This window comes from Stratiformator vulcanicus, assembly GCF_007744515.1.
GTDB lineage: Bacteria > Planctomycetota > Planctomycetia > Planctomycetales > Planctomycetaceae > Stratiformator > Stratiformator vulcanicus.
The window spans coordinates 551195-567314 of the sequence record NZ_CP036268.1 but is presented as its reverse complement, the minus strand read 5'-3'; the positions used below and the strand labels follow the sequence as shown (position 1 = coordinate 567314).

Below are 16120 nucleotides of genomic sequence, written 5' to 3'. Positions count from 1 at the left end.
TGCGGAGTCCGCAGAAGTCTCCGGCAGGGAGGATTGCATGAGCCGAAATCTCGATCGCAGCGTGCGAAAAGCTCAGGCAGGGGACGTTGAAGCGTTTGGTGAAATCGTCGCCGAACACGAGCGTTCGATTCGGGCATGGCTCATTTCCCGCTGCCCGCCCGGCGGGGACGCCGACGATGTCGCCCAGAAAGTCTTCATTCAAGCCTTCAGGCGACTCGAGGAGTTCGAGGCCGGAACTGACCTGAAGGCGTGGTTATTCGCGATTGCGAAATTTCAATTAATGGCAGAGTGCACCCGACTACGTCGCCAGGCTGATTACCACTCGCGCTACGTGCCGGTCGCGCTGTCTGCCCAGTTGGAACAGCGAATTTCCGTTGAGCCCGCTGAAGTGCCGCGGGAATTGGAAGACTTGCGGGAATGCGTCAGGCAATTGGATCAACGGGGTCGCGAACTGCTGGGCTTGCGTTACAGCAGTGAAACGCCGCTCGCCGAAATTGCAGAGAGCACCGGCCGCAGCGTCGGTGCGATTAAGAAACATCTCTATGTGCTTCGCCAGAAGTTGCAAGAGTGCATTAAGCAGAAGGTCGCCGCGAGGGCTTCGCTATGAATCAGCGATTTCAAGAGCTATGGGCTGACTTCCTCGAAGGTGATCTCGACGAAAGTGGGATCGCCGAATTAGACGAATTGCTGGCGTCGAATGATGACTTACTCAAAGAGGTCGGCGATCTCTATGAGCAGCACCGCATGTTGGGCCTGCTGATGCAGCCCTATGAATCGCGTGACTTCGTCGATTCCGTGAAGTTCGCAATTCAGGCCGAAAAATCGGACTTCGTCAATGGCGTCGTCGGCCGGCTCGGGTCAAGACCGAGAAGCGGAATCTGGTCCGGCCTGACGATCGTTGCTTCGACCTTAATGGTTTCCGTATTATCTGTCTGGACGTTCGCGGCGACGTTTCCGCGGGGCACGCGGGAAGTTGTCGTGGAGCGGATCGTCACTCGCTCCAACGAATATGTCGCCACCCTGGCCCGTGCCGAAGACTGCCGCTGGAGCGGTCGTGCTCTACCGCAGGGGTCTCGCCTCATGGCGGGGCCGCTGCAACTTAATAGTGGGACCGCACTGATCCGCTTCGACGGCGGAGCGACGGCCCGGATAACCGGCCCCGTCGTGATCGATCTCCATTCTGCCGGCGAGGCCGAGCTGCATTCCGGTCGTGCCGTCGTGCGAGCCCCCGAAGAGGCGGCGGGCTTTATTCTACGGACGCCGGCCAAGGACCTGATCGACCTCGGCACCGAGTTCGCCGCCGACGTTTCGTTGTCTGGCGAGACCGAATTGCATGTTCTCGAGGGCGAAGTCCGATTCGGTGGTCGCTCCGGTCGTAAGTCCGTCTTGGCAGCCGGGAATTCGCGGCGATTTGATCTTAGTAGTGACGGCTTCGGAGAGACGATTTCTTTCGATCCTGAGCGTTTCCAGAACAGTTTGCCGGTTATTGATCGCAGTCGTATCGGCCGCTTGACGGCTCGAGAATCCTTCGATTACCCGTTTGCCGAAGCCCCCGGCAACGAGGCGCAGGCGGACGACGGACTCGGTTGGAAGTCGCACTGGTATCGCACGACTCGCGCCAGCAAATTGCCTGTCGAGTTCTCGCCCGATGTACTCTTACCGACGCCGATCGGTCTGGCATCGGCGGAGCCCGGCTGCTTAACACTGCCCACAGAAGAAACCGATTGGACTTATCGCGAGGCTTCAAAGCGGCTGTTATCTCACCCGATCGATCTTGACTCTGACGGTGTGTGGTACGCGAGCTTTCTGATCCGCCCGGGCGTTTCAACGGGCGACAAATACCAATGGCTTCAGTTCATATTAAATGAACGAACAAAAGACTGGGCGACCAAGACACGACTGGGTGCGGGGATTCTGTCGAACAACCGCCCGATCATCCACGATACCGCCGGCAATACCGTTGGTGAAACTCCGTTGGTCGACGGTGCCACTTATCTGTTCGTCATTAAAGTCGTGACCGGCTCTGATCGCCCGGAGCAGGTGTTCCTTAAAGTTTATGGAAGTGATGATCGTGTCGATTCAGCCGAGCCGGTCGTGTGGACCGTCGTCGGCCGGACCGCTTCGCACCACGGGAAAATTGACTCCGTTCACATCTTTAACGGACCCGGGCGACGCTTTGACATTGATGACATTCGCTGCGGAACGTCCTGGGAGGCGGTCACACCGCTGGCCGATGACGCGTCGCTCGACACCGCTTTGGATTCAGGCAGTACTTCCGCCCAACTCGGGGCGAATCAATACTCTCGGCGAGGCCGTCGCTCGCGACGTCTTGCAGGCCGTTCGGCCATCTCATGACCGGGCGTTTCAGATCGCCCACTGAAAAGGTAAATTGCAATGTCACTAAGCGCTCGTCGAAACCGAAGGGGTTTCACGCTTGTTGAACTATTGGTCGTCATCGCGATCATCGCGATCCTGATCGCCCTGCTGCTGCCTGCCGTGCAGCAGGCACGCGAAGCCGCCCGTCGCTCGCAGTGCAAGAATAATCTGAAGCAGATCGGGTTGGCGCTGCATAATTTCCACGGGACTTATGGCAATTTACCCAAGGGGGTCGACCTGTTTCTTAATCGGCCAGATTACTATCAAACTAACAACGCGAACATTAATAACGGCGGCAACGATCCAGACGACTGCTGGGTCTGGTCTGCCCTCTTGCTACCCTATATGGATCAAGCCGCGCTCTACACAGAGCTCGGCATCGGAGACGACAAGTTCCCTGAAGACAGCCCCGCGCTGATTCAGACGAAGCTACCTGTCTTTCGTTGCCCCAGCGACATCGGGCCGTCCGCTAACGATCAAAGGACGGCAATTGGTGCTTCGGGCGGAAATGTATTTGCGGGAACCAGCAACTACGCGGCCACCATTCACCATTCTGGTTGCAAGCCAAAGCCTCACGTGCTTTCCGACCTCAACAATCTATCCGGTGGTTTCTATCCGAATTCCAAGACAAAATTCCGTGATATCACCGACGGAACGAGCAACACCATCGCGGTCGGCGAGCGAGCTTATGCCCGTCCCGGTGGTCAAGTCGATCGGGCGGCGAGTTGGTGTTGCATCGGCACGGGCGATAAACCGAATTTAATATCGGAATCGCTGTTGGACCTCAGGCGCGGCATCAACAGGCCCGGGGGAGGCGCGGGATTCAGTATGTCGAGTGCACATGCCGGTGGCGCTCAAATCCTCATGTTCGACGGGTCTGTCCATTTCCTCAGCGAGAATATTCAGTGGGACCAAAACCACGGCGGCGACAATTGTTATAACGAGAACATTGACAGTGTGCTGGAGTACTTAATCGCGAAATCGGACGGAAATACCGTCGGGAAGTTCTGAGGTTATTTGTCGCAACGTGGACAGTGGCCGACGCTTCGGCCACCGCCGCATATTGTCTCGGAACTTTCAACCATCGCGATGAGAGACGGCATGATCAGTACGACGATGCGACCGTTCCTGCTGTGCGGGCTGGTGCTGGCCTGTGCGGGGTGCGGAGGCGGCTATAAAAAGCCTCTCGGTACCGTTACGGGACAGGTAACCTGTGACGGGAAACCTGTGAAAAGCGGCTATATAAAATTTTCGCCCGTCGTTCCGGAAGGGGCGAATTCGAAGGACAGCATGTTTCCGGGTAAAACGGCCGAGTCGAAAATCACGAAGAAAGGGACTTACGAGCTAAGCACCTATGCTCTTCGCGACGGTGCCGTCGTCGGCAAGCATACGGCTCGCCTCTTCCCCAGTGACTCCGATGTCGAAAAAGGCATCACGATCCCGTGCGAAGGGGCGACGATGGAGGTCACCGTGGAGGGCGGTAGTAACACGATTGACCTTAATTTCGGGATGGAATCGTAAGAGAAAAGTTCCCTGCAACTCAACGCAGGCGACGATTCTAAGATCCGCCGCGACAGATTTAATTCGACGGAAGAGCATTCTTGTTTATTGAGACAGTCCAACCAAGCAACGAGAGATTTCTAACTTCCCGCGGGATAACCGTGGAGGTTCGGCTTGGGCTCATGCTGTGCGCTCTTCATGCGGTCGCTGCGCCTGCCTTGGCGGGTGACGTGAGCCAAAAGGAATTCTTCGAGACAAAAATCCGTCCCGTTTTAGTAGCGCACTGCTACGAGTGTCATTCGGATGCGGAGCAATCTGGCGGCCTGCTGCTGGATTCTCGTCGATCTGTGTTGCGCGGGGGTGACTCGGGTCCAACTGTGATCGTCGGTCAGCCGAATCACAGCCTGCTGGTCGAAGCGCTGCAATACGAATCGCTGGAGATGCCTCCCGACGGCAAGCTTCCCGACGAGGTCATCGCAGACTTTAAGAAATGGATCGGGGATGGCCTGTTCGACCCACGAGTCGATGAAGATTCGACCGAAAAACGTGAATCGCTTGCGCCGCCGGTCAAGCCGGAAGAACTGTGGTCCCTTCAACCGATCGTCGACTACGAATCGCCGCAAGTCGGAAACGCATCGTGGGCCGTTAACGACATTGACCGGTTCGTATTTTCACGCATGGAACAAGCCGGAGTTCGTCCCGTCCGAGAGGCCGAGCCGAATCGGCTCCTGCGTCGCCTCTATTTTGATTTGATCGGGCTCCCGCCCCCCGCTGACGAACTTGAGGAGTTTCTCATTGCTCATCGGGCGGATCGCGATGACGCCGTTCGGGATGTCGTTGAGCAACTGCTAGCGTCCCCTCACTTCGGCGAGCGTTGGGGGCGGCATTGGCTCGACGTCGCCCGATACGCGGAAAGCAACGGCATGGCTTGGAACGTCACGTTGCCGTATGCCTGGCGGTACCGCGACTATGTCATCGACGCGTTCAATGCAGATAAGCCGTACAACCAGTTCGTGCGCGAACAGCTCGCCGGCGATTTAATGCCGTCGGAAAGTGAGCAGCAACGTCGCGAGCAGTTGGTCGCGACGGGGTTCTTGGCGATCGGCCCGAAAAGCTTTTATCGACGCGAAAAGGAGATACCGGAGGTCAAACCCGATTGGGCTGACGAGCAAATTAATGTCGTGGGTAAGTCGCTGCTCGGCCTGACTATCGCCTGTGCTCGTTGCCACGACCACAAATTCGATCCGATTCCAACGCGGGACTATTACGCCCTCGCCGGGATATTTATGAGCACCGAGCTCCACTCGGGGCCGAAGGTGAGCAAGCCGAGCGAGTGGAAATTGAAGTCCGCCCATGACGAACGGGCGATCGCCCTCGTCGACGAAGACGAGATGCAGAAGAAGCTCCTCAAGGCGAAAGAGCACGCGGCGTTGAATAAACGTCTTGCGGCACTTAAGAAAAAGTCAAATGCCGACCCGCAAGCCGTCAAGGCCCTGACGAACAAGGTCAATCGACTCAAACGCGAATCGTCGCTCGAATACGCCTTTGGTGTCGCAGATTCGGCCGAGCCTGCCCCCACGGAAATTCGGATTCGAGGTGAGTGGGATCAACTCGGTGAGACGGTCCCGCGAGGCTTTTTAACGGCAATCGACTCGGTGGGTGAATTCGCAATTCCGGAAAAGCAAAGCGGGAGAGCTCAACTTGCTGAGTGGATTGTCGATCCGCACAACCCGCTGACGGCCAGGGTGTTCGTCAATCGCGTGTGGCACCATCTCTTCGGGCAGGGTCTCGTCAAAAGCGTCGATAATTTCGGCTCCAAGGGAACGCCGCCGACGCACCCGCGGTTACTTGATTATCTGGCTCACCGCTTTGTGCATGAGCATCAATGGTCAGTTAAGGCGTTAATCCGTGATTGCGTTCTCTCGCGAACCTACCAACTCGCCAGCCTGCACGACATTAACGCTTATCGAATCGACCCGGAGAATGAGCTGCTCTGGCGCAGCCGAAGTCGTCGGCTGCAAGCCGAAGCCATTCGCGACAGTCTGCTAGCGGTAGCGGGCAAGCTGGAATCGGAACCTGAGAACACGTCGACCGTTGAAGAACTCGGCTATCGCATGCTCAGGCCCAATGACTTAATCAGACTTCGCAGGCAGCACGAGTACCGTTCTCGCAGCGTTTATCTGCCGGTGTTCCGCGGCGTCGAATCGGACGATCTGTTGGCGGTCTTCGACTTCCCCGAACCTTCGATGGGATTGGGGGTCCGCGACGTCTCAACCGTGCCGTCGCAGTCGCTCTATATGATGAACGCGCCGCTGGTTCTTGATGCTGCCGAAAGCTTGGCGAAGCGCGCGTTGGCGGAAAACGACCAGATTGAAGCCCGCGTGAATTACCTGTTCCAAACGCTGTACTCACGATTGCCGACAGACGGCGACCTCAATGCGGCCAAGCGACTTCTGAGTTCACTCCCCGGGGATGAGCTTGCACGCTGGTCAATCTATTGTCACTCCCTCTTTCTGAGCGCGGAATTCACTTACCTACTCTGACTCTTTGAGGGTCCGCTGAAGTCGACTGAGGCTGCTACTTAATCAACTCTTTCATCAAATCGATCTCCAATGCCGAGTTCATCACGACCGATTTCAAATGTGTCGGGACAACTTGTCTCGCGTCGTTCGATGTTGAAGCAGGCCTCGCAGGGGTTCGGATATCTCGCGCTCGCCGGGCTCGCCGCCAGAAACGCGCCGGCCGCACCGCAACCTGAGAGTATTCTGGCCGCCAAGAAACCACATTTCGCGCCGCGGGCGCAGCGGGTGCTATTTATTCAAATGCGGGGTGCTCCCTCGCAGATGGACACTTTTGATTATAAGCCCTACCTTCTCAATAAAGACAAGAATCGGGACTGGCGGTTTCAATTCTCGCAGCACGGCGAATCGGGGCTCTGGATTTCGGAGTTGTTCCCTCATATCGCCAAACATGCCGACAAACTATGCCTGCTCAGGGGGATGCACACCGATTTCCCGATTCACAACGAGGCGACGCTCTTTCTGCATACGGGCAATAGCGTGCTGACGCGACCCTCGATGGGTGCGTGGATTCAGTATGGTCTCGGCACGGAAAACGACAACCTGCCCGGCTTCGTCGTGATGAACATGCAGCACGAAGCGGGCGGCGGTCAGAATTGGGGCAGCGCTTTTCTCCCCGCGGCTTACCAGGGTTTGTCAATCGGTCGGCCGTTTCATGAGATTGGCCGCGATGACGTAAGACATTTGGCGAATGCTCGTTTATCTCCCGCGTTGCAGCGCCAGCAATTGGCGTTCGCACGAGCCGCGAATGAGCGGCTTGCAATGCAGGATCCGACGAACCGACAGATCGACGGGTTAATTGAATCGTACGAACGCGGCTTTCGGATGCAGGCTGCGTTGCCGGAGTTGCTGGATGTCTCCGACGAGTCGGAATCGACACTCGATATGTACGGTGTGACCAATCGTGAGAAGCGCAAGGCGATGGGTCGAGATGCCCTCATGCACGTGAATGGCACGCAGTGCCTTGTTGCCCGGCGGCTGTTAGAAGCCGGAGTTCGTTTCGTCGAAATTAATGATCAATGGTGGGATGGGCACAATAATCACCGCGATTGTCTCGAAGGACGTGCATGGGCGACTGACCAGCCGATCGCGGCCCTACTGACCGATCTTGATCGGCGCGGCCTGCTCGACGATACGCTTGTCTTGTGGGGCGGAGAGTTCGGACGTACCGTCGGCAACGCGAAGAAGGATGGCAGCGACCACAACGCCGGCGGATTCACCATGTGGATGGCTGGCGGCGGCGTCAAAGGCGGATTCAGCTACGGCGGTACCGACGAGACCGGTGAGAACGCGGTCGAAGGCCGGATGCACATCCACGATCTTCACGCAACGATCTTGCACATATTGGGTCTCGACCACAAAGCGTTGACGTACCGCTACGCAGGACGCGATTTCCGTTTAACCGATGTCTACGGTCGAGTTGCCCAAAACATATTGGCGTAGTGCCGATCTCGGGTCTTCATGACAAGACAAATATTAGGGGCGAACGCAGGTGCCCACACTTAGCAAACGAGTTGCCGGATGACAATTAACAATACGACATCAAGCAGTTTCACCCAATCTTTCTCAAGGTACTTGGTTGCAGTGACTACGGCCATGGCGGGATTGGTCTACTCGTTCTCGGAACTTAATGCCGCTGAGTCTCCGGTCGGACATGAATTTCTTGCCAATCACTGCATGTACTGCCACGAAGGCGAAGATGCCGAGGCGGGACTGAATCTTGAGGCGCTAAAGTTTGATTCGGCCGACCCCCAAAGCCTGGACGCGTGGACCCGCATTCACGACCGTGTCGTCTCAGGCGAGATGCCACCGGCTGCGGAAGAGCGTCCCGATCCGCACGACATTAAACAATTCTCCGAATTGACCGACAATGCTCTGCACGACGCGTGGCGGGATCGATATACAACGCACGGTCGGGTCGGCGGACGAAGACTGAATCCGCTTGAGTATGAAGTCACGCTTCGCGACTTGCTCAAGGCGCCATGGCTTCAGCTGAAGGAAATGCTACCGCCTGATCCCGAGTCACACGGCTTCGACAACGTCGCTGACGTGCAAGAAGTTTCTTATGTTCAACTGGCCCGCTACCTTGAGGCAGCGGAGGTCGCGATCGACGGCGCAATGCGGCTGCGGCCGGCACCGGAACCAACGACGGTGCGCACCTGGTTTTCGGAAGAAGGACGTTATCTGGGTAAAGGCTGGAAGAAAATTTATAAGAGTATCGACGATCGGCCGGAGTGGACATTTTTCGTCGGTCAGCCGAATAACGCGCAGGCTCCCCGACGTATTCGCAATAAGTCGCAGCAGATTCCGGGTTGGTATCGCTTCCGCGTTCGATGCCGGGCCGCACTTGTTGATCGTTCGGGAGAAGAAGAAAAATTGCTCCCTCCGACCGAAGGGCAAGTCGCGTGGATTAATACCGCTGCCAAGCGAGTGCTCGGCAAGTTTGACGTTCCCGAAGGGCCAGAGGGCGGAATCGTTGAATTTACGGCTTGGCAATACGAAGGCGAACCGCTCGAGTTTTTCTGCGCGACCATGAACGATTCGAAGTGGAACAAAGATGTTCCGCGTCACGGGATCGCCGTGGACTGGTTTGAAATTGAGGGTCCCTTCGCCGACGAATCGTGCGATCGCGATGTGAAGAAGCAGCCTTGGCCCTCCGAGAGTTATCAGCAACTCTTCGGAGACCTGCCGATGACGCCTTGGACGCAGCGGAGTCGATTTCGTCCACCTCAGCCTCTGAATCGACCGGATTTAACTGCGAACAAAAGAGGCCTTCGCGAGACGTTTCAATTGCCGCCGAAAATGATGATGGTCGAATCGCGGCGACCGGCTGCGGATGCGGAACGACTGTTGCGACAGTTCATGTACCGTGCCTACCGCCGACCACCCGAGGAATCGGAGGTCAAAAGATGCCTCGCCTTCGCGATCGAAGGTATTAAGAACAAGCTATGTTTTCAGGATGCGATGCGGACGGCTTACAAGGCGGTGCTTTGCTCCCCTGATTTTCTGTACTTCCAAGAAGCACCGGGTCGCTTGGATGACTATGCGTTAGCGACTCGACTCTCCTATTTGCTATGGCGGACCACTCCGGACGAGTCGCTGCTTGAGGCGGCACGGACAGAGGGATTACAACGTGATGCCGTCCTGATGCGTGAATTCTCGCGGCTGCTCGCTGATCCGAGAGCCGGGCGATTTTTTGGTGATTTCGCAGGCCAATGGCTGGAGTTGCGAAAGATTCACGACACGTCGCCCGACAAAGACCTGTTTCCGGAATACTTCTGCGACAACCACCTCGTTGACTCAGCAGTCGATGAGACGGTGGCGACATTCGGCGTGATGGTCCGCGATAACCTTCCGGCCAAGACGGTTGTCGATGCTGACTTCGTCATGGTGAACGAAAGGCTGGCCAAGCTCTATGATATCGAGGGCGTTGAAGGGAGAGAGCTTCAGCGGGTCTCGCTCCCATCCGACTCGCCCCGCGGTGGCTTCTTAACGCAGTCCAGCATTCTTAAGATAACGGCGAATGGTTTAACAACTTCGCCGGTGCTGCGGGGAGCATGGGTGCAAGACCGCATTCTCGGTACCCCGCCCGCCCCTCCCCCGCCGGGGGCTGGCGCGATCGAACCCGATACACGAGGGGCGACGACCATCCGTGACTTGCTCGCCAAACATAGCCGGTTCGAATCGTGCGCTGCGTGTCACGCGAAGATCGATCCCCCCGGCTTTGCGTTAGAAAACTTCGACGTCATGGGAGCATGGCGAGAGAACTACCGCTCGCTCGGCATGGGAACAACAGCGAAGATCCCGCCGAACGAGCGGAGAGGAAAATATAAAATCGGACTGCCGGTCGATGCGTCGGGTGTCACCTATGAAGGGTCGTCTTTTAAGGATATTCACGAGTTCCGCGACTACCTGCTCAGTCGTGAAGAGCAACTCGCGCGTAACCTGACCGAACGCCTGATGACATTTGCGACCGGTGCCCGCCCGACGTTCGCGGATCGGCTCGAAATCGAATCGATCCTGCAGAAGACCGCGTCTGACGGATATCCCGTGCAGACGATCCTGCGAGATATTGTTCTCAGCGAAGCGTTCCGGTCGAAGTAGCCGAAGCTTTCTTCGAGGTCGTTTTCATCGTCGAATTGATTCGGCTTCAGCGTCAACAAGACAGTTCAATTGAAATAGAAGAGGTACTTGCAATGAGTATTCGATCGACCAGCCGATCACAGTTAAGCCGACGCACCGTATTGCGAGGAGTCGGCGTCGGTTTGGCTCTGCCTGCCTTGGACGCCATGACCCCGGCCTTTGCAAAGAGCACCGACGCGGTAGGTCCGCAGCGATTCGTCGCGATTGAAACCAATCAGGGAATTCTCCCGCAATACTTCTTCGCCAAGGGTGAAGGCGAGCGGAAACAGACGTCGCCGTACCTGGAGATCCTAAAGCCTTTCCGAGATCGGATGACGGCCTTTGCCGGCGTCTCGCACCCGGAAGTCGACGGCGGGCATACCGCGGAGCGCTGCTTCCTCACAGCCGCGCCTCATCCCGGCCGCAGCGGCTTTCGCAATACAATTTCGGTCGACCAGTTCGCCGCTGAGCGGATCGGTCACCTGACCCGCTTTCCCTCGCTCGCACTGGCGATCGGGACAAAGCAAAGCCTCTCCTATACGCAGTCGGGAGTGCAAATCCCCGGAGAAGACTCGCCATCGAGCCTATTCCGAAAACTATTTATTCAAGGCTCGCCCGAGGCCGTGAATGCACAGGTTAAGAAACTGCGGCAAGGCCGCAGCATTCTTGATTCGATCGGCGAACGGTCGTGGCAATTAGGAAAACGGCTCGGGCCGGCTGATCGCCAAAAGCTCGATCAGTTCTATACGGGCGTCCGCGACTTGGAGCAACGGCTGCACAAGACCGAGCAGTGGGAATTAAAGCCGAAGGCGCGAGTCGAGATGGATCCGCCGCAGGACTTTAAAGACCCCGGCGCACTCATTGAAAAAACGCGAGCGATGTTCGACCTGACCCGACTCGCCTTTGAGACCGACTCCACGCGATTAATTTCGATCTATATCCACCAAAACGCTGCGAAGCCGAACATAAAAGGCGTCGACACCGGCACCCACCCGCTGACGCACCACGGCAATCAACCCGCGAAGCTCAAGCAGTTGCGACTGATTGAATCGGCTCAATTCGAAGAGCTTCGCAATCTGTTGGCCGGCCTGGATGATTCACGTACCGGTGGTCATTCCCTGCTGGATGAGACATCCGTGTTTTACGGCACTCCGCTTGGCAACGGGAATGCTCACACGAACACGAACCTACCCGTGCTGCTTGCCGGTGGCGGATTTCGTCACTCAGGCTATCAGGCGTTGGGTGGCCACTCTGACTATCCGCTCCCCAACCTCTTCGTCAGCGTTCTGCAACGGCTCGGCATCGAGACCGACAGCTTCGCCACTAGCACGGGCACGATGCGCGGGCTGGAGATCGTTTAGCTTTTTGAGCTGAAGCCGAGCACCTCGATAGTAAAATCAACTTTCAGACTGAGATCATTAATGACGACGGTTCCCCAATCTGGTCGGTTGGTTAAATTATCTTTCGCCTTCGCGGCTCTTGCATATTGTCCGATCGCGACACTTGCAGGAGCGGCCGAACCGCCGCGTAAGGCGTCACGTCCGAATGTCGTTCTAATCATTGTCGATGAACTGGGTTACCAGTTCGTCGGGGCAAACGGGGGCCTGACATGCCGGGGCATTCCTATTCACACGCCCAACATCGATGCCCTTGCTGAGACCGGCGTGCGATGGACTCACGCGCACGCCCGGGCGATGTGTTCGCCGACCCGACAGACATTGATGACCGGCAAGCACGGATTTCGCTATCCGAAACCCAAGCTCGAAACGATATTTATCCCGAAGTTAATGAAGCGGGCAGGTTATACGACGGGGCATGTCGGCAAGTGGATGATGGGGCCGCTTTTTAACCCGTCACTCAAGGGCTATGACGAGGCCGCCATCTACTGCGGACAGTACCAATTTCATGATCCGCAAGTCATGACTTTCAACGCCCGCGGCTACTTAAGCGAATTCAACCAGCCGACGAGTGTAAAACGAATCAACGGCGGCGACATGCACTGCGCGACAGTCGACAACGTCTATAAGGCGGAGCACGCGACCGTGCTCAAGGGGCAATTCGGGCCGGATGTTATGAATCGCTGGGCTTGTGACTTTATCACTCGTCACAAGGAGAATCCATTTTTCCTGTATTATGCGACGAAACTAGCACATATCAGGCACCCTAAAATCCCTCGCGTCGACGCGGAGCCTTCCTATGCCAACTCGGTGAATTACGTTGATACGCTCGTCGGACAAATTATCGAGGCTCTGGAATTAGCCGGAGTGCGAGACAACACGCTGATCTTGTTTGTTGGTGATAACGGTCACAAGGATAGCCCCGCTGATAAAAAAAGCATCGCAAAAGGCCAACTTTACCTGCCCGGCACAAAAGGCGGACTTTATGAGGGGGCGACTCGGGTGCCTTTCATCGCCAACTGGACGGCGGGCGGGGCTTCGGGAGTGGTCCGGGATGAGTTAATGTGTATCACAGACCTACTGCCGACTTGCGTTGCGGCGGCAGGTGCGGAACTTCCGTCCGATGACACCTTCGACGGAGTCTCGCTGCTTCCACAAATTCGTGGAGAGCAGGGCAATCCTCGCGAATGGGTTTATATTGACGATGGGTCTCATCCCAATATCGTTAAGGGCGAACTCTCGCAATTTTACGATGGCGTCCCGAAGGCGCACCGCCGCTACGTGGTTGGAACTCGCTACAAACTACTGTGGGACGGACGTTTCTATGACCTGCAAACTGATATTGATGAGACTCACGATATCAGCTTAGGAACCGGATCTCCCGACGCGGAGACCGCGAGAGCGACTTTGCAAAAGGTCCTCGACGACTACGCGGAACAGATCGGGCCTGACTTTAAGGATCCGACGCTTGTCCCCAAAGCCGAAGTAATTGCCAGCACAAATTGAAGGTACCCAAGCCAGCGGCATTTGCTCATCAACTTTTTAGAAGCCGTTTCATAATCGCATTAGTATAACGAACACATGCTCAACGCTGCTGCGGACGAAAACGTGCCGTCCGCGAAGCATTTTCCGCCAGATCACTATCTGACGTCGATCAGCCATTTCGAGCAAAAGTCGCCACACTTTCTGAATAACTTTGGCCTCGGCCCACACTTTGTCGCGTCTTCGACACATTGCCGAACTGGGATGCAACGGAGGTTGCCTTCTCGGCAGACGGGCTTTGCATCGCGCGACGGGTGGCTGGGGACGACCTTTTAGTCGCCCCCAGCGAGCGCGGGGCAATACACATCGACCGTTGACACTTAATATATCGGCACGCTACGTCGGGCATAATGCTTCCGCCAACTGGAAGCGGGCGATTTGAGCTAGGCTAGCGGATCAACTTAACAAAGCCCGCGACGAGAACAAGACCACGATCGCCACCGGCGATTACGTTGAATACAAGTGGGACCACCGCAATCGGCTGACGGAAGTCACCTTCCGCGACTCGCTCGGCGTGGCGACCAAGATCGTCAGCTACACCTACGACGCCTCGAACCGCCGGATCGGCAAGACGGTCGATTCGAACGCCGACGGGACGATCGACGAAGAGTTCCGCTATCTCTACGACTCCGACCCGGCCAAGGGTGGACTCGACGACGTGGTGCTGGTGTATGATGGCAGCGGCTCTTTGATAACCCGAAATCTGCACGTCTCAGGTGCCGACAGTGCATTCGTCTCTTTTAAACCACCATCTTGATCTTGTCGTAATACCCCTTCTGGCACACCAGCGGCGGTTGGCCGGAGACGAGCAGTAGTTGCCGTAGGTGTCGATCCTCTCGGGCGAAGTACCGCATCACTTCATGCGGGGCGAGGAGGTCGACGGTTTCGGTGCGGCCGGTTCCGGCGAAGGGTTGGCTGGCGAGGGCCATGCCGGAGGCGCCGCTGCGTTCGCTGTAGGCGACGGTCGTGCGGCCGAGGCGTTTGGAGATCCACTCGGCCGTAAAGATGTCGTTGGCCGAGAAGCATTGCACGACGCCGGAGTTGGCAACGAAGGTTTGCCAGCGGTCGCCGTAGATGTCTTTGGCCTGCGTCAGGTCTTGGAACACATAGTGCATCCGCAGGCCGTGACCGGCCACCTCACCGGCGGCACTGACGATCGATTCCATCCGCCCAACACTACCATTTACACCGAATGGCAGCGGCCCGGATTGGAACTCAGGGCGGATGCTTAATTGCTTCTCGTTTTGTGGCATATATCTATGGAGCGAATTAGTCGTTTGAACTCTTAGCCCCCAATCGAAAGGAGGCCTTCTTGAAGCGGAATCTATAGCGGAAACGACGACTCGCTCATCCAGCTCAGAGCCGGCTCTTTTCATGCGCTGACTGACATTAATGAAATCCATTTACTGAAGAAACGAACCTATGAAGGTTATGCTGACCAACAACGATGGCGGCAGATTCGCGGACTGGGTGGAGGTCGCCGATGGCACCACGACCTCGCAGCTGTTCGCCAAGCACATTCCCCACGGGTCGCCGCGGGACTATCTCATTCGCGTCAACCGGCTCCCCGCTTCGTCGGAGCAGGTGCTGACTGAGGGTGATCGCGTCTCGATCACCCCGACGAAGGCGACAGTGCCCGGCACGCGGCTTGACGCTTTCGCATCGCCACACACCGCAGCCGGGTCGACGCACACCATCGGCCCGGCTTCTTTCATTAAGGAGACCAACTATGGAGACCAGAGAGGCCGCCCGGGCGGCTCTCAAGATTCGGGAGCGGCTCCGGCAGCGGCACGAGGCGACGCTGTTACTCAAGACGAGGCTCAAGCTGGAAGCTGCACCGCCCGCGGGGTGATCTACACCGCCCATATCGCCGCGGGCTTAATGCCGGACCAGTACGTCCGCTGGCTCCGGGGAATCCCGACTGAGCCGGAGCAGACGCTGAACTTGACGGCCGCGGAACTCTCCGTCGGCTGTTCTATGTAAGGTTGATGAGGAATTCGGCTGAGCCGCATGGCGAAACCAGTACCAACGATTTAATCCCGCAGGCCGCTCCCGAAGGGAGCGGCCTTTCTTAATTCCAGAAAAGGTTCCGATCAATGAAAAGCATTGACCTCTATCGTGCCGTCGCCCGAGCGACGGGCGAGACCGTCCAGACCATCAAGCATCGCGGCTTCGGACCGGATGAAGAGGACAAAAGCGGCTCCTACATCGACTGGGACGCCGTCGACCTCCGGCGGAACACGTCGCTGTTCTCGCAGCGATCGCGGAAGCAGACCACCTGACATCGGCTTAACTTACACGGAATTCTTGGAGACAAAGTGGAAGAACTTATTCACCTCACTGTCATCGGAGGGACCGAATTGTGGCTTTGCCAGTATGACGGGCGGCCAAGTCGCCGAAGGCGACGACGACGGCGAAGCTGAATTCGATGGCTTCAGTCCCATAGTAGCTACAATGCAGCGGCGGTCGAGACATCAACCGCCGCTGCTTTTTCCCATTCAATCACGGGAGAGACGGGCCTTGGTTTTTTTAGCTATCAGGGGCCTTGAGGCCGGATGCGTCAGAAATGGGGACGATTGTTTCCGAATTCGAGATCGGCCATTT

13 protein-coding genes are annotated in these 16120 nt (G+C 56.9%); 12 read left to right on the top strand and 1 reads right to left on the bottom strand.

The genetic code is table 11. From position 1 onward, the window contains the following. The first annotated feature begins 37 nt into the window (after positions 1–37). The 10 genes from Pan189_RS02015 (at position 38) to Pan189_RS01970 (ending at position 14273) form a co-directional block, all read left to right on the top strand. Entirely contained in the window at positions 38–607 is a 570-nt protein-coding gene (locus Pan189_RS02015; protein ID WP_145362298.1) for a sigma-70 family RNA polymerase sigma factor, read from the top strand. Continuing rightward, on the top strand, positions 604–2355 hold the full coding sequence (locus Pan189_RS02010) for a FecR family protein (RefSeq protein WP_145362297.1): 1752 nt from the start codon (positions 604–606) through the stop codon (positions 2353–2355). Before Pan189_RS02015 ends, Pan189_RS02010 begins: the two co-directional genes overlap by 4 nt. A gap of 39 nt (positions 2356–2394) precedes the next feature. Beyond that, positions 2395–3387, top strand: coding sequence for a DUF1559 domain-containing protein (locus Pan189_RS02005; RefSeq protein WP_145362296.1), 993 nt, complete (start codon positions 2395–2397; stop codon positions 3385–3387). Between the two features lie 90 nt (positions 3388–3477). Then, complete coding sequence (locus Pan189_RS02000) at positions 3478–3897, top strand: hypothetical protein (protein ID WP_145362295.1); 420 nt, start codon at positions 3478–3480, stop codon at positions 3895–3897. A 209-nt stretch (positions 3898–4106) separates the two neighbouring features. After that, on the top strand, positions 4107–6419 hold the full coding sequence (locus Pan189_RS01995) for a PSD1 and planctomycete cytochrome C domain-containing protein (protein ID WP_310820959.1): 2313 nt from the start codon (positions 4107–4109) through the stop codon (positions 6417–6419). Positions 6420–6518: 99 nt separating this feature from the next. Beyond that, on the top strand, positions 6519–7898 hold the full coding sequence (locus Pan189_RS01990) for a DUF1501 domain-containing protein (protein ID WP_310820958.1): 1380 nt from the start codon (positions 6519–6521) through the stop codon (positions 7896–7898). A 153-nt stretch (positions 7899–8051) separates the two neighbouring features. After that, on the top strand, positions 8052–10559 hold the full coding sequence (locus tag Pan189_RS01985) for a DUF1592 domain-containing protein (RefSeq protein ID WP_145362292.1): 2508 nt from the start codon (positions 8052–8054) through the stop codon (positions 10557–10559). A gap of 92 nt (positions 10560–10651) precedes the next feature. Continuing rightward, on the top strand, positions 10652–11938 hold the full coding sequence (locus tag Pan189_RS01980; RefSeq protein WP_310820957.1) for a DUF1552 domain-containing protein: 1287 nt from the start codon (positions 10652–10654) through the stop codon (positions 11936–11938). 60 nt (positions 11939–11998) lie between these two features. Beyond that, positions 11999–13480, top strand: coding sequence for a sulfatase-like hydrolase/transferase (locus Pan189_RS01975; protein ID WP_145362291.1), 1482 nt, complete (start codon positions 11999–12001; stop codon positions 13478–13480). A 550-nt stretch (positions 13481–14030) separates the two neighbouring features. Further along, positions 14031–14273 (top strand): hypothetical protein, encoded by a 243-nt coding sequence (locus Pan189_RS01970; RefSeq protein ID WP_145362290.1) that lies wholly within the window; start codon positions 14031–14033, stop codon positions 14271–14273. Here Pan189_RS01970 and Pan189_RS01965 read toward each other — a convergent pair. Further along, positions 14257–14769 (bottom strand): type IV secretory system conjugative DNA transfer family protein, encoded by a 513-nt coding sequence (locus Pan189_RS01965; RefSeq protein ID WP_310820956.1) that lies wholly within the window; start codon positions 14767–14769, stop codon positions 14257–14259. The two genes, Pan189_RS01970 and Pan189_RS01965, sit on opposite strands and share 17 nt — an antisense overlap. Positions 14770–14938: 169 nt before the next feature. Here Pan189_RS01965 and Pan189_RS21175 point away from each other — a divergent pair, with 169 nt between their 5' ends. Both Pan189_RS21175 and Pan189_RS01955 read left to right on the top strand, forming a co-directional pair. Further along, positions 14939–15499: a hypothetical protein gene (locus Pan189_RS21175; RefSeq protein WP_310820955.1), complete on the top strand. Its 561-nt coding sequence runs from the start codon at positions 14939–14941 to the stop codon at positions 15497–15499. A 113-nt stretch (positions 15500–15612) separates the two neighbouring features. Next, positions 15613–15798 carry a hypothetical protein gene (locus Pan189_RS01955; protein ID WP_145362288.1) on the top strand — a complete coding sequence of 62 codons (186 nt, stop codon included), beginning with the start codon at positions 15613–15615 and terminating at the stop codon, positions 15796–15798. The last annotated feature ends 322 nt before the right edge of the window (positions 15799–16120 follow it).

What these genes read in the sequence shown, in the direction of transcription:
- Pan189_RS02015 (WP_145362298.1), top strand. Translation starts at nt 38, where the DNA reads ATGAGCCGAAATCTCGATCGCAGCGTGCGAAAAGCTCAGGCAGGGGAC.
- Pan189_RS02010 (WP_145362297.1), top strand. Translation starts at nt 604, where the DNA reads ATGAATCAGCGATTTCAAGAGCTATGGGCTGACTTCCTCGAAGGTGAT.
- Pan189_RS02005 (WP_145362296.1), top strand. Translation starts at nt 2,395, where the DNA reads ATGTCACTAAGCGCTCGTCGAAACCGAAGGGGTTTCACGCTTGTTGAA.
- Pan189_RS02000 (WP_145362295.1), top strand. Translation starts at nt 3,478, where the DNA reads ATGATCAGTACGACGATGCGACCGTTCCTGCTGTGCGGGCTGGTGCTG.
- Pan189_RS01985 (WP_145362292.1), top strand. Translation starts at nt 8,052, where the DNA reads ATGGCGGGATTGGTCTACTCGTTCTCGGAACTTAATGCCGCTGAGTCT.
- Pan189_RS01980 (WP_310820957.1), top strand. Translation starts at nt 10,652, where the DNA reads ATGAGTATTCGATCGACCAGCCGATCACAGTTAAGCCGACGCACCGTA.
- Pan189_RS01975 (WP_145362291.1), top strand. Translation starts at nt 11,999, where the DNA reads ATGACGACGGTTCCCCAATCTGGTCGGTTGGTTAAATTATCTTTCGCC.
- Pan189_RS01965 (WP_310820956.1), bottom strand. Translation starts at nt 14,769, where the DNA reads ATGCCACAAAACGAGAAGCAATTAAGCATCCGCCCTGAGTTCCAATCC.
- Pan189_RS21175 (WP_310820955.1), top strand. Translation starts at nt 14,939, where the DNA reads ATGAAGGTTATGCTGACCAACAACGATGGCGGCAGATTCGCGGACTGG.
- Pan189_RS01955 (WP_145362288.1), top strand. Translation starts at nt 15,613, where the DNA reads ATGAAAAGCATTGACCTCTATCGTGCCGTCGCCCGAGCGACGGGCGAG.